This window comes from Embleya sp. L77, from assembly GCF_055557415.1.
Map to the genome: position 1 here is coordinate 833407 of NZ_CM145709.1, position 12724 is coordinate 846130.

Annotated in this window: 12 protein-coding genes; 2 read left to right on the top strand and 10 right to left on the bottom strand. The window is 71.2% G+C overall.

Features of this window, described 5'->3' with window-relative positions:
• Window positions 1–104 precede the first annotated feature (104 nt).
• The 3 genes from ruvB to ruvC form a co-directional block, all read right to left on the bottom strand.
• Window positions 105–1193, bottom strand: coding sequence for a Holliday junction branch migration DNA helicase RuvB (ruvB, locus tag ACZOOI_RS03480; RefSeq protein WP_391587571.1), 1089 nt, complete (start codon window positions 1191–1193; stop codon window positions 105–107).
• A 100-nt stretch (window positions 1194–1293) separates the two neighbouring features.
• The gene (gene ruvA / locus ACZOOI_RS03485) at window positions 1294–1902 is read right to left on the bottom strand and encodes a Holliday junction branch migration protein RuvA (RefSeq protein ID WP_465279345.1); all 609 of its coding nucleotides are present in this window, start codon (window positions 1900–1902) and stop codon (window positions 1294–1296) included.
• Window positions 1903–1999: 97 nt separating this feature from the next.
• On the bottom strand, window positions 2000–2548 hold the full coding sequence (gene ruvC, locus ACZOOI_RS03490) for a crossover junction endodeoxyribonuclease RuvC (RefSeq protein ID WP_465279346.1): 549 nt from the start codon (window positions 2546–2548) through the stop codon (window positions 2000–2002).
• Window positions 2549–2858: 310 nt separating this feature from the next.
• On the opposite strand from ruvC, the gene ACZOOI_RS03495 reads away from it, so the two are divergent.
• Window positions 2859–4160, top strand: a complete 1302-nt coding sequence (locus ACZOOI_RS03495) for a mannosyltransferase family protein (RefSeq protein WP_465279347.1) — start codon at window positions 2859–2861, stop codon at window positions 4158–4160.
• Window positions 4161–4229: 69 nt separating this feature from the next.
• On the opposite strand, the gene ACZOOI_RS03500 is transcribed toward ACZOOI_RS03495, so the two are convergent.
• The 7 genes from ACZOOI_RS03500 to pgsA all read right to left on the bottom strand — a co-directional run bounded on the left by ACZOOI_RS03500 (window position 4230) and on the right by pgsA (window position 10189).
• Window positions 4230–4985, bottom strand: a complete 756-nt coding sequence (locus ACZOOI_RS03500) for a YebC/PmpR family DNA-binding transcriptional regulator (RefSeq protein ID WP_391587575.1) — start codon at window positions 4983–4985, stop codon at window positions 4230–4232.
• A gap of 75 nt (window positions 4986–5060) precedes the next feature.
• Window positions 5061–5672, bottom strand: a complete 612-nt coding sequence (pdxT, locus tag ACZOOI_RS03505) for a pyridoxal 5'-phosphate synthase glutaminase subunit PdxT (RefSeq protein ID WP_465279348.1) — start codon at window positions 5670–5672, stop codon at window positions 5061–5063.
• Between the two features lie 144 nt (window positions 5673–5816).
• Complete coding sequence (pdxS, locus tag ACZOOI_RS03510; RefSeq protein WP_391587577.1) at window positions 5817–6761, bottom strand: pyridoxal 5'-phosphate synthase lyase subunit PdxS; 945 nt, start codon at window positions 6759–6761, stop codon at window positions 5817–5819.
• Window positions 6762–6848: 87 nt separating this feature from the next.
• Window positions 6849–7385 (bottom strand): LemA family protein, encoded by a 537-nt coding sequence (locus tag ACZOOI_RS03515; RefSeq protein WP_355542609.1) that lies wholly within the window; start codon window positions 7383–7385, stop codon window positions 6849–6851.
• A 58-nt stretch (window positions 7386–7443) separates the two neighbouring features.
• A complete protein-coding gene (locus ACZOOI_RS03520; RefSeq protein ID WP_465279349.1) occupies window positions 7444–8565 on the bottom strand; it encodes a glycosyltransferase family 4 protein in 1122 nt (373 codons plus the stop codon).
• Window positions 8562–9488, bottom strand: coding sequence for a phosphatidylinositol mannoside acyltransferase (locus ACZOOI_RS03525; protein ID WP_465279350.1), 927 nt, complete (start codon window positions 9486–9488; stop codon window positions 8562–8564). Before ACZOOI_RS03525 ends, ACZOOI_RS03520 begins: the two co-directional genes overlap by 4 nt.
• Entirely contained in the window at window positions 9485–10189 is a 705-nt protein-coding gene (gene pgsA / locus ACZOOI_RS03530) for a phosphatidylinositol phosphate synthase (protein ID WP_465279351.1), read from the bottom strand. Before pgsA ends, ACZOOI_RS03525 begins: the two co-directional genes overlap by 4 nt.
• A 290-nt stretch (window positions 10190–10479) precedes the next feature.
• On the opposite strand from pgsA, the gene ACZOOI_RS03535 reads away from it, so the two are divergent.
• Complete coding sequence (locus ACZOOI_RS03535; RefSeq protein ID WP_465279352.1) at window positions 10480–12639, top strand: elongation factor G-like protein EF-G2; 2160 nt, start codon at window positions 10480–10482, stop codon at window positions 12637–12639.
• Window positions 12640–12724 lie beyond the last annotated feature (85 nt).

Consider the following 12724-nt stretch of genomic DNA (forward strand, 5'->3'; position numbering starts at 1 on the left):
GACACTCGGCCGGCCACGGTGCGGCAGCCTCGGCGGAGTCTAGACGGGTACTTACTACAGGAACAACGACTACCGACCGCGTGCGTTCCCGACACGCACCGGCCTCACTCGGTTGCATCCTTACCGGTCACGGCCCCGTTGTCGAACAACACGCTCTGTTGTGCACCGTGCTGCCCAGGCAGCGCCCCCTGTGGCGGGTTCAGCCCCAGATGCAGCCAGGCCTTCGCGGTGGCCACCCGACCGCGCGGGGTGCGGGCCAGGAAACCGCTGCGGACCAGGAACGGTTCGGCGACCTCCTCGACCGTCTCGGTCTCCTCGCCGACCGCCACGGCCAGCGTGGACAGGCCCACCGGACCGCCGCCGAACAGTGTGGTCAGCGCCTGCAGGACGGCCCGGTCCAGCCGGTCCAGGCCCAGCGCGTCCACCTCGTACACGTCCAGCGCGCGGGCGGCGATGTCCCGATCGACCTTGCCGTTCGCCCGGACCTGCGCGTAGTCGCGGACCCGGCGCAGCAGCCGGTTGGCGATCCGGGGCGTACCGCGCGAGCGGCCGGCGATCTCGGCGCCGCCCTCCGCGGACAGCTCGACGTCGAGCAGCCGTGCCGAGCGGTTCAGCACCCGTTCGAGTTCGGCGGGTGCGTAGAAGTCCATGTGGCCGGTGAAGCCGAACCGGTCGCGCAGCGGCGGCGGCAACAAACCGGCCCGAGTGGTCGCGCCCACCAGGGTGAACGGCGGCAGGTCGAGCGGGATCGCGGTGGCGCCGGGGCCCTTGCCGACGATGATGTCGACCCGGAAGTCCTCCATCGCCATGTACAACATCTCCTCGGCGGGCCGCGACATCCGGTGGATCTCGTCGAGGAAGAGCACCTCGCCCTCGGACAGCGAGGACAAGATCGCGGCCAAGTCGCCGGCGTGCTGGATGGCCGGGCCGGAGGTGATCCGGATCGGCACACCCATCTCGGCCGCGATGATCATCGACAGCGTGGTCTTGCCGAGCCCGGGCGGACCGGACAGCAGCACGTGATCGGCGGTGCCGCCGCGGCCCAGCGCCGCGGTCAGCACCAGGGACAGTTGCTCGCGCACCCGCTCCTGGCCGATGAACTCGTCGAGGTTCTTCGGCCGCAGCGCGGCCTCGACGGCCTGGTCCTCGCCGTCCGCCGCGGCGGTCACCAGGCGTTCGCCGTCCTGCGTCATCGTGTTCCGCCCATGGTCGTGTTCGTGCGGCCTGCGCTCATCCTGCCCGACCCGGGCGACACGGTGGTGCCGCGCCGGGCGACGGGTCGCCTGCGCCGGTTCATCTGCGGTTCAGGCCGCGCAGCGCCGCCTTGAGCAGCGCGCCGATGTCGGGCGTGGCCGCGGCCTCCGCCTCGGCGGTCACCGCGGCGACCGCGTCGTCCGCCTCGCGCGTGGCATAGCCCAGGCCGACCAGCGCGGCGTGCAGCTGATCGCGCCAGCCCGCGCTCACCGGGGCGCCGACGCCGAGCGCGCCGCCCGCGCCGGTGGGTGCGCCGAGCTTGTCCTTCAGGTCCAGGAGCAGCTTTTGCGCACCCTTGGGGCCGATCCCCGGCACGGCGGTGAGCGCCTTGGCGTCCTTGCCCGCGACCGCCGCGCGCAGCGCGTCGGGGCTGTGGACGGCGAGCATCGCCAGGGCCAGCTTGGGCCCCACCCCGTTGGCGGTCTGCAGCACCTCGAACGTGCGCTTCTCGTCGTCGTCGGCGAAGCCGAACAGGGTGAGCGAGTCCTCCCGCACCACCAGCGACGTGGCCAGTCGGGCCGCCGTCCCCACGCGCAGCGTGGCCAGCGTGGTGGGCGTGCACTGCACGGCCAGGCCGACCCCGCCGACCTCGACGACGGCGGTGTCCGGGCCGAGTCCGGCCACGGTTCCGGAGACGAACGCGATCACCCGAGTGCTCCTGGTTGGTCGGTGGTACGTGGGCCGGTCGCCCCGACGTCGGTCCTGCCGGGCCCGGTCGTCGAAGGCGGCCGGCGAGCGGATCCGGTCATCGGCGGGTGCCGCGCGGCAGCCGCGCGGCGGGGGTGCGCGCTGCGGCCACCGCCGCCGCGAGCCGGTCGGAGGCGCCGCCGCGCCAGATGTGACAGATCGCCAGCGCGACCGCGTCGGCGGCGTCCGCCGGTTTCGGCGGGCCGTCCAGACGCAGGATACGGGTCACCATCGCGCCGATCTGGGCCTTGTCCGCGCGCCCGCTCCCGGTCACCGCGGCCTTGACCTCGCTCGGGGTGTGCAGCGTCACCGGCAGGCCGCGCCGCGCGGCGCACACGATCGCGACGGCCGATGCCTGTGCGGTGCCCATCACGGTGCTCACGTTGTGCTGGCTGAACACCCGCTCGACCGCGACGCAGTCCGGCCGGTGCCGGTCCAGCCACTCCTCGATGCCCTGCTCGATGCCCAGCAGCCGGGCGTCGATGGCCGCCTCGGCCGGGGTGCGCACCACGCCCGCCTCGATCATCCGCAGCGGCTTGCCGACCGCGCCGTCGACCACGCCGACGCCGCATCGGGTCAGACCGGGGTCGACCCCCAAGACCCGCATGCCGCGCCCCTCTCGTCCCGCTCGTCCCCTCGGCGTCGCCGGGCCGGCAGCCGGCATGCGCGCCGAGCACCACCCGATGCGAACACCTGTTCGCCCAGGCAAACCCTAGTGCAGCCGCGCCGATCCCCTCGGTACCGCCACTCCGTGATCACTCGTTCGAGCGACACGTACGCTTGTCCCGGTCGATAACACCCCGATGACAGCCCTGTGACGATCGTTGCCCAAGCGGCCCGGTCGCCGCGCGGGAGCCCGCACAGGCGACGCTAGGGTCGGTTGGAGACTGCCCTCGCTCGCCGCCCGGAAGGTTTTCATGCCGTCGCCGTCCATGCCGGTCGCCGAGACCCCGCCGGCCGCCGAGAAGGGTGCGATCAGGATGCCGGCGCCCGCCGACGGCGCCTTCGCCGACGGTCTCCCCGACCGCCTGCGGGCCGGCGTCGTCGACTTCGCGCACCGCGCGAGCGCCTCCTTCCGCCCGGCCCGCACCGCGGTACTCGGCTACCTGCTCGCGCGCGCGATCAACCTCGCGGTGCTCGGCGTGATGGCGTTGGCGACCGGGAAGCCGTTCTGGTCCATGGTCGGCTCGTGGGACGGCGTGTGGTTCCGCGACATCGCGGACTTCGGCTACGTCGACAAGATCCCGGTCTCGCCGGCCGGCAAGCCGTACTGGACCAACGTCGAGTTCTTCCCCGGCTACCCCTGGGCGGTCCGCCTCGTCGGCAACGTGACCGGCCTGTCCGCGCTCAACGCCGGCATGGTCGTCACCGTGTCGGCCGGCGTGGTGGCGGCCTGGGGGCTGTACGCACTCGGGCGCGAACTCACCGGCAACCACAAGGTGGCCACCCTGTTCGCGCTCCTGTGGGGCGTCGCGCCGGGCTCGATGGTGCTCACCATGGTCTACTCCGAGGCGCTGTTCGTGGCCTTCGCGTCCTGGGGTCTGCTGGCCCTGGTGCGCCGCCAGTGGACTTCGGCCTGCGCCCTGTGCCTGTTCGCGGGCCTGACCCGGAACACCGCCTTCGGCCTGGTCGCGGCCATGGGCGTGGCCGCGCTGGCGATCGTGCTGGGCCGCCGCGAGGACGGCACCCGGGTCGGGCTGCTGGCCCCGCAGGCCCGCCGGCCGGTGCTGGCCACGCTGGTCTCGCCGCTGGCGTGCGTGGGCTTCATCGCCTGGGTGGGCTGGCTGGCCGGTCGCCCCGACGGGTGGGTGTGGATCCAGGACAAGGCCTTCAACCTGCGGTTCGACTGGGGCATAAGCACCGTCCAGTGGATGGCCCGATACCTCACCCACCTGGGTCGGCCGATCTACGTGGTCTGCACGTTCGTGATCATCCTGTCCGTGGCCCTGATGATCTGGTCCTTCCGGGACCGCCGGATCCCGCTGCCGGTGCACGTGTACGGCGGCGTGGTGATGTTCCTGGCGCTGACCACGAGCAACGGCTGGTTCTTCCACTCCAAGCCGCGCTTCATGCTGCCGGCCTTCACCATCGTGCTGCCGCTGGCCCGGCTGATGGCCAAGTGGCCGCGCGGCGTGGTGATCTCGGTGCTGGTCGCCGGGGCGGCGTTCGCCGGGTGGTACGTGGGCTTCCTGCTGTACGTGATAAACACCAACCCGTAGGCAGGGACTCGAACGCGCGTGGGGCCGGCGGCAGTTGCCGCCGGCCCCACGCGCGTTCGCGGATCGCGACTATTCCGCGTTGATGCTCTCCATGATCTCGTCCGAGACGTCGAAGTTCGCCCAGACCTCCTGGACGTCGTCGCTGTCCTCCAGCGCCTCGATCAGTCGGAAGATCTTGCGTGCGCCCTCTTCGTCCAGCTCGACCGAGACGCTGGGGATGAAGTTGGCGTCCGCCGAGTCGTAGTCGATCCCGGCGTCCACGAGCGCGGTGCGCACGGCGACCATGTCGGTCGCCTCGCTGACCACCTCGTAGGTGTCGCCGAGGTCGTTGACCTCCTCGGCGCCGGCATCGAGCACCGCGCCCAGCACGTCGTCCTCGCTCAGGTCGTTCTTCGGCACGATCACGACACCCTTGCGGGTGAACATGTACGACACCGAGCCCGGGTCGGCCATCGAGCCGCCGTTGCGGGTCATCGCGACCCGCACGTCCGACGCCGCGCGGTTGCGGTTGTCGGTGAGGCACTCGATCAGCACCGCGACACCGTTCGGTCCGTACCCCTCGTACGTGATCGACTGGTAGTCGGCGCCGCCGGCCTCCGCACCGGAGCCGCGCTTGACCGCGCGGTCGATGTTGTCGTTGGGGACCGAGGACTTCTTGGCCTTTTGAATGGCGTCGTAGAGCGTCGGGTTGCCGGCGATGTCACCGCCGCCGGTGCGCGCCGCCACCTCGACGTTCTTGATCAGCTTGGCGAAGAGCTTTCCGCGCCTGGCGTCGATGACGGCCTTTTTGTGCTTGGTGGTCGCCCACTTCGAGTGGCCGGACATCCGCCTCTACTCCTTCGGGTCGCGGGTGCACTGCACGGGCCTGTACAGGCTGGAAGATCCTACCGGCGCGCGGACTCAGAGCGTGGCACGGACCATGTCCACGAAGTACGCGTGCACCCGCCGGTCGGGGGTGAGCTCCGGGTGGAAGGACGTGGCGAGCAGGTTGCCCTGGCGTACCGCGACGACGCGGTCCGCGTACGGCTCGGCGGTCAGTCGGGCGAGCACCTCGACCTCGGCGCCCACCGACTCGACCCACGGGGCGCGGATGAACACGCCGTGGACGGGGTCGCCGCCGGCCAGGCCGGCGAAGGGGACGTCGGCCTCGAACGAGTCGTTCTGCCGGCCGAACGCGTTGCGCCGCACGATCATGTCGATCCCGCCGACGGTCTCCTGGTCCTCGCGGCCGTCCAGGATCTTGTCGGCGAGCATGATCATGCCCGCACACGAGCCGTAGACCGGCATGCCGCCCGCGACCCGCTCGCGCAGCGCCGGGAACAGCCCGAAGGACACCGCGAGCTTGGACATCGTGGTCGACTCGCCGCCGGGTATGACCAGCGCGTCGAGCTCGGCGAACTCCTCGGCCTTGCGCACCGGGCGCGCGATCGCGTCGAGTTCGGCCAGCGCGATGGCGTGTTCGCGCACGTCGCCCTGGAGGGCGAGGACACCGATGATGGGAGTGGTGGACACGTCAACCTCGTCCGGTCGTAGGTACCGAGCCGGGCCCGGACGCGATCGCGTCCGGGCCCGGCTCACAGCTTGTTCGAGTGCGCGACGTGCTGTTCGCGGGCGCGCGGTGTGCCGTTCGAGACGCGAGGGACTCGACGGCGCGAACTACCAGCCGCGGCCGGCGTAGCGCTGCTCGGCCGGGAGGGTGTCGATGTTGATGCCGACCATCGCCTCGCCCAGACCGCGCGAGACCTTGGCGATCACGTCCGGGTCGTCGAAGTGCAGGGTCGCGTCCACGATCGCCTTGGCCCGCTTGGCCGGGTCGCCGGACTTGAAGATGCCCGAGCCGACGAACACGCCCTCGGCGCCGAGCTGCATCATCATCGACGCGTCGGCCGGGGTGGCGATGCCGCCCGCGGTGAACAGCACGACGGGCAGCTTGCCGGCCTCGGCGACCTCCTTGACCAGCGCGTACGGCGCCTGGAGGTTCTTCGCCGCGACGAACAGCTCGTCCTCGTCCAGCACCGAGAGCTGCTTGATGTCCTTGAGGATGGTGCGCATGTGCCGGGTCGCCTCGACCACGTTGCCGGTGCCGGCCTCACCCTTGGAGCGGATCATCGCCGCACCCTCGGTGATCCGGCGCAGCGCCTCGCCGAGGTTGGTCGCACCACACACGAAGGGAGTGGTGAACCTCCACTTGTTGATGTGGTTCGACTCGTCGGCCGGGGTGAGCACCTCGGACTCGTCGATGTAGTCCACACCGAGCGACTGCAGGACCTGGGCCTCGGCGAAGTGGCCGATCCGGGCCTTGGCCATCACCGGGATGGACACGGCGCCGATGATGCCGTCGATCATGTCCGGGTCGGACATGCGCGCGACGCCGCCGTCCTTGCGGATGTCGGCCGGCACGCGCTCGAGCGCCATGACGGCGACCGCGCCCGCGTCCTCGGCGATCTTGGCCTGCTCGGCGTTGACGACGTCCATGATCACGCCGCCCTTGAGCTGCTCGGCCATGCCGCGCTTGACCAGGTCGGTGCCGGTCTGGGGGCTTGCGGGGGTGGTGGACACGGATGACCTCACACAGATGCGAACGACGACGGTTGGCTCCATCGTACGGGTGATGTGGATCCTAATGTCATGCCACCCCGGCGAATTACCCGGGCCAATCTGTCCACGGTGGCCTTTGCGTGGCTCTCGTCAGGAACCACCGGGCTGCAATGTGCGCGGTTCCTCGTCGTCCATCTCGAAGGTGACCGGGTACGGGGCATGGCCCGCGAGCCGCAGGTAGCGCACCAACCGGTGCCGGCGCACCGCGCGGGCGCCGCGGACCGCGTCGTTGTGGAAGCGCCGGGCCATCGGCACGCGCCGCACCGCGGTCTGCAGTTCGGCGACCAGTTCCGCGCCGCCGGGCCGGGCCCGCAGGTCCTCCGCCTGGGCGGGGTCCTCGAACAGGAACCGCAGCGCGCGGGTCAGGTCGCTCTCCGCGACCTCGCGCTCGTCCTCGGCCGCGTTGCGCGCCTCGTGCGCGGCGCCGGCCAACACGAGCGAGGAGGCCGGATCGAGCAGCCCGGAGGTGGCGATCTCCTGCGCGACCGCCGAACGCCGCAACAACTGCGCGTCCAACGCGGCCCGGCTCGAGTCCACCCGCGCATGCAACCGGTCGAGCCGCCCCGCGGTCCAGCTCAGATAGACGCCGACCGCGAGCACGGCCAGCAGGATCCAGATGACAGTCATCACCCGGCGACCCTATGCCCCGCCCCCGCACCGGCCTCCGACGCCGGCCGGGCCGGCTTCACGCCGCCGGCGCCCCCGCGGTGACCGTCTCGTACACGCCCAGGATGTCCGTCCCCACGGTCTCCCAGTCGTAACGCTGCACATGCTTGCGCCCGACCTCCCGCAGCGCGTGCCTGCGCATCGGATCGCGCAACAGCGCGATCGCGGCGGCGGCGAGCGCCGAGGCCTCCTCCACCGCGAACAACTCCCCCGCGCGCCCGCCGTCCAGCACCTGCCGGAACGCGTCCAAGTCGCTCGCCAGCACCGGCGCCGACGCCGACATCGCCTCGACCAGGATGATCCCGAAGCTCTCGCCCCCGGTGTTGGGCGCCACGTACACGTCCACGCTGCGCAGCAGCCGGGCCTTGTCCAGGTCGCTGACCATGCCCAGGAAGGTGACCTGGCCGCGCAACGCCTGCGGCAGGTCCTGCACCGCCTCCTCCGCGTCGCCGCGCCCGGCCACCAGCAGCCGCACGCCCGGGAACGCCTCGACGATCCGCGGGAACGCCTCGATCAGCGTGGGCAGCCCCTTGCGCGACTCGTCGATCCGGCCGATGAAGCCGATGGTGGGCGCCTCGGGGGTGCCCTGCCACATCGGCTCCACGGGGGCGTCGGCGAAGAAGCCGACGTCCACACCGTTGGGGATGACCACCGCGTCGCCGCCGAGGTGCTCGACCAGGGTGCGGCGCGCGTACTCGCTGACCGCGATCCGCGCGCTGATCTTCTCCAGCGCCGGCTGCAAAATCGGGTAGGCCGCGATCATCGCGCGCGAGCGGGTGTTGGAGGTGTGGAAGGTGGCCACCACCGGGCCGGACGCGGCCCAGCACGCGAGCAACGACAGGCTGGGCGTGGCCGGTTCGTGGATGTGCAGCACGTCGAAGTGCCCGTCGTGGATCCACCGACGCACCCGCGCGGCGGACAGGAAGCCGAAGTTGAGCCGGGCCACCGAGCCGTTGTAGCGCACCGGTACGGCCCGCCCGGCCGGCACCACGTAGTCCGGCAGCGGGGTGTCGTCGTCCGCCGGCGCCAGCACCGACACCTCGTGTCCGCGCGCGATCAGGTTCGCCGCGAGGTCCCGCACGTGGTACTGCACACCGCCCGGCACGTCCCACGAGTAGGGGCACACGACGCCGATCCTCACTTGGCCTCCCCGATCCGGGCGAGCCGGCGTTGGTCCAGATCGGCGAGCCACAGCGGCTGGAGCATGTGCCAGTCCTGCGGGTCGCGCGCGATCCCCCGGGCGTAGGCGTCGGCGACCTGCTGGGTCATCACCGCGATCTTCTCCCGGCGGGTGCCCTCGGCGGGCACCTCGATCTCCGGATGCAGCGTGCCCTGGAGGACCGTGCCCTCCCAGTGCAGGGTGACCGGAATCAGCGCCGCGCCGGTCTGCACGGCCAGCGCCGCCGGGCCCGCGGCCATCCGGGTCCGCTCGCCGAAGAAGGTCACCGGCACGCCGCCGGCGGTCAGGTCGCGGTCGGAGAGCAGGCACAACAGCCGGCCCTCGCGCAGCCGGCGCGCCAGCGTGCCGAACGTGTTGCCCTCGCCGCCGGTGAGCGGCAGCACCTCCATGCCCAGCGACTCGCGATAGTCCAGGAAGCGCTTGTACAGCGACTCCGGCTTCAGGCGTTCGGCGACCGTGGTGAACGGATAGCCCTTGAGCGTGATCCAGGCGCCGGCGTGGTCCCAGTTGCCCATGTGCGGGAGCGCGAAGATCACGCCCTTGCCGCGGGCGCTGCACGCGTCCATCAGGGTCAGGTCGCACTCCATCCGGGCCAGCACCGCCTGCCGGTCCCAGACCGGCAGCCGAAACGCCTCCTGGTAGTAGCGCAGGTAGGAGCGCATGCCCTCGCGCGAGAGCGCGCGAAGTTGCTCGGGCGTGGCATCGGGCCCCACCACGCGACGCAGATTGGCCTCCAGTTGGAGCACGCCGCCGCCGCGCCGCCGCCAGACCAGGTCGGCGATCCGCCGGAAGGCGGCGGTGGCGACCGGTTCGGGCAACCGCTTGACCACGGACCAGCCCAGGGCGTACCCGGTGTCGGCCAGCCGCTGCCCGAGGTCGGTCATGCCTTGTCACCCCCGGACACCGCGTTGTCGATCGCGGATGCCGAGCGATACACCGCGATCATCCGCTGGAAGACCGTGATCAGGCTGCCCACCGCGATGAACCACAGCGCGGCCTCCTGGATGTAGGGGACACCCAGTCCGTCGAGGCCGGTCGCCACCAGCGAGATGACCAGCCGCTCGGCACGCTCGATCAGCCCGGAGACGTCGCAGGCCAGGCCCAGGCTCTCGGCCCTGGCCTTGCAGTACGACACGACCTGGCCGGATCCGAGGCAGAAGATCGCCAGGATGCACATGCGCAGGTTGTCGCCGTCACCGGCGAACCAGATCGCCAGCGCGCCGAAGATCGCGGCGTCCGCCACCCGGTCCAGCGTGGAGTCCAGGAAGGCCCCCCATTTGGTCGAGCGGCCCAACTGGCGCGCCATGTTGCCGTCGACCAGGTCGGAGAAGATGAACGCGGTGATGACCAGCGTGCCGGTGAGGAACCAGCCGATCGGGAAGAACACCAGCGCCGCGACGACCACCCCGAGGGTGCCGATCAGCGTCACCGTGTCCGGACTCACGTTGTGGCGCAGCAGAAAACTCGCGAACGGGGTGAGCACACGCGTGAAGAAGGCACGAGCGTATTTGTTGAGCATCGCCTTCCCGAAGGATTGCCGGGGCGGCGGGGGATCCGAGGGACTCGACCCGCCTGGTGCGCCCATCGTACTGACGCGGTCGCACCTCCCGGGCCCCCCATCGCCCGGGCGTGCCGTACCCGGGCGTGCCGCGTTGGAGAACAGCGCATCCGGCGGGGACACTTGTACTCGGTCGGACGTCGGGGCAATGCTGCCGTTCAGGAATCGATTTGCGGACGTTGGCGTACCGACGACCGACAAGAGCCTGTCCGTCCGATCTCGACGGACCCGCCGGAATCGGACGGACAGGCCCTGGCACCTGTGCGTACGGGGACGTCGACGACGACCGCACGACATGGACAACCAGGAGGTGGCACATGGCGGACAAATCCGGAGCTAGCGCCGGAACCGTCGGCAGGGTAACCGCGCCGGCGAGCCCGGACTCGGTGCGCAACGTGGTGCTGGTGGGCCACACGGGGGCGGGCAAGACGACATTGGTGGAGTCCCTGCTCGTGGCGACCGGGACGATTCCCCGGGCCGGTCGCGTCGAGGACGGGACGACCGTGTCCGATTTCGAGGACATCGAACACCGCCAGCACCGCTCGGTGGCGCTGTCGTTGTCGCCCGTCGAATTCGAGGGCGTGAAGATCAACCTGCTCGACACCCCCGGCTACGCGGACTTCGTCGGCGACCTGCGCGCGGGCCTGCGCGCCGCGGACGCCGCGCTGTTCGTGGTCTCGGCCGCCGACGGCGTGGACGGCTCCACCCGGATGCTCTGGGACGAGTGCGCCTCGGTCGGCATGCCCCGCGCGATCGTGATCACCAAACTCGACCAGGCGCGCGCCGACTTCGACGAGATGGTGCTGATCTGCCAGCGGGTGTTCGGCGACCCCGACTCGGACACCGTGCTGCCGCTGTACCTGCCGCTGCACGGCGAGGACGAGGGCGTCGCGGGCCTGATGGGCCTGCTCACCCAGCGGGTCTACGACTACTCCTCCGGCACCCGCCGAACGCTGGACCCCGACCCCGAGCACCTGCCGCTGATCGAGGACGCCCGCAACCGGCTGATCGAGGGCATCATCGCGGAGAGCGAGGACGAGTCCCTGATGGACCGTTACCTCTCCGGCGAGCAGATCGACGTCGACACGCTCATCGCCGACCTGGAGACGGCCGTCGCCCGCGGCTCGTTCTACCCGGTGCTCGCGGTCGCCCCCGACGGGCTGGGCACCATCGAACTCCTGGAGGGCATCGTCCGGGCCTGCCCGGCACCGCCCGAGCACGAGGTGCTGCCGGTCACCACCCCCGACGGCAAGCCCCGCGACCCGCTGACCTGCGACCCCGAGGGCCCGCTCGCGGCCGAGGTGGTCAAGACGACGTCCGACCCGTACGTGGGCCGGATCTCGCTGGTCCGGATCTTCTCCGGCACGCTGCGCCCGGACATGACGGTGCACGTCTCCGGACACGGCATGGCCGATCGCGGACACGAGGACCACGACCTGGACGAGCGGATCGGCGCGATGTCGATCCCGCTGGGCAAACACCAGCGCTCGCTCAACCGCGGCATCGCCGGCGACATCGTCGCGATCGCCAAGCTGACCCGGGCCGAGACCGGCGACACCATCTCGGACAAGGACGATCCGCTCCTGATGGAGCCGTGGATGATGCCCGACCCGCTGCTGCCGGTCGCCATCCGCGCGCACAGCAAGGCCGACGAGGACAAGCTCTCCCAGTCGCTGGCCCGCCTGGTCGCCGAGGACCCCACGCTGCGCCTGGAGCACAACACCGACACCCACCAGCTGGTCCTGTGGTGCATGGGCGAGGCGCACGTCGAGGTGCTCCTCGACCGGCTGCGCAGCCGCTACGGCGTCGCGGTGGACGCGGTCGCGCACAAGGTCTCGCTGCGCGAGACGTTCGCGGAGAAGGCCAGCGGGCGCGGTCGACACGTGAAACAGTCCGGCGGACACGGCCAGTTCGCGATCTGCGAGATCGACGTCGAACCGCTGCCGGGCGGATCCGGCTTCGAGTTCGTCGACAAGGTCTTCGGCGGCGCGGTACCGCGCAACTTCATCCCCTCCGTGGAGAAGGGCGTCCGGGCGCAGATGGAGAAGGGCGTCGCGGCCGGCTATCCGATGGTCGACCTGCGCGTGACGCTGACCGACGGCAAGGCGCACTCGGTCGACTCCTCCGACATGGCCTTCCAGATGGCCGGCGCGCTGGCGCTGCGCGAGGCCGCCGCAGCCACCCGGATCCACCTGCTCGAACCGGTCTCGGAGGTACGCGTCACCGTCTCCGACGAGTACGTCGGCGGCGTACTCAGCGACCTGAGTTCGCGCCGGGGCCGAGTGGTGGGCACCGAACCGACCGGCTCGGGCCGCACCCTGATCCGCGCCGAGGTCCCGGAGATCGAGATCAGCCGCTACGCGATCGACCTCCGCTCGATCAGCCACGGCACCGGCCAATTCTCCCGCGCCTACTGCCGCCACGACCCGATGCCCCCGCAACTCGCGGCGAAGGTCACCTCGCAGCCCGACGACTAGTGCCGCGATCCGCCATCCGCCGCACACCCGAGGTGCCGGGTGCCCGGCGGATGGCGTTCAATATGCGGGTGAACAATCGGGGGTC

What these genes read in the sequence shown, in the direction of transcription:
- ruvB (WP_391587571.1), bottom strand. Translation starts at nt 1,193, where the DNA reads ATGACGCAGGACGGCGAACGCCTGGTGACCGCCGCGGCGGACGGCGAG.
- ruvC (WP_465279346.1), bottom strand. Translation starts at nt 2,548, where the DNA reads ATGCGGGTCTTGGGGGTCGACCCCGGTCTGACCCGATGCGGCGTCGGC.
- ACZOOI_RS03495 (WP_465279347.1), top strand. Translation starts at nt 2,859, where the DNA reads ATGCCGTCGCCGTCCATGCCGGTCGCCGAGACCCCGCCGGCCGCCGAG.
- ACZOOI_RS03500 (WP_391587575.1), bottom strand. Translation starts at nt 4,985, where the DNA reads ATGTCCGGCCACTCGAAGTGGGCGACCACCAAGCACAAAAAGGCCGTC.
- pdxS (WP_391587577.1), bottom strand. Translation starts at nt 6,761, where the DNA reads ATGGAGCCAACCGTCGTCGTTCGCATCTGTGTGAGGTCATCCGTGTCC.
- ACZOOI_RS03515 (WP_355542609.1), bottom strand. Translation starts at nt 7,385, where the DNA reads ATGACTGTCATCTGGATCCTGCTGGCCGTGCTCGCGGTCGGCGTCTAT.
- ACZOOI_RS03525 (WP_465279350.1), bottom strand. Translation starts at nt 9,488, where the DNA reads ATGACCGACCTCGGGCAGCGGCTGGCCGACACCGGGTACGCCCTGGGC.
- pgsA (WP_465279351.1), bottom strand. Translation starts at nt 10,189, where the DNA reads ATGGGCGCACCAGGCGGGTCGAGTCCCTCGGATCCCCCGCCGCCCCGG.
- ACZOOI_RS03535 (WP_465279352.1), top strand. Translation starts at nt 10,480, where the DNA reads ATGGCGGACAAATCCGGAGCTAGCGCCGGAACCGTCGGCAGGGTAACC.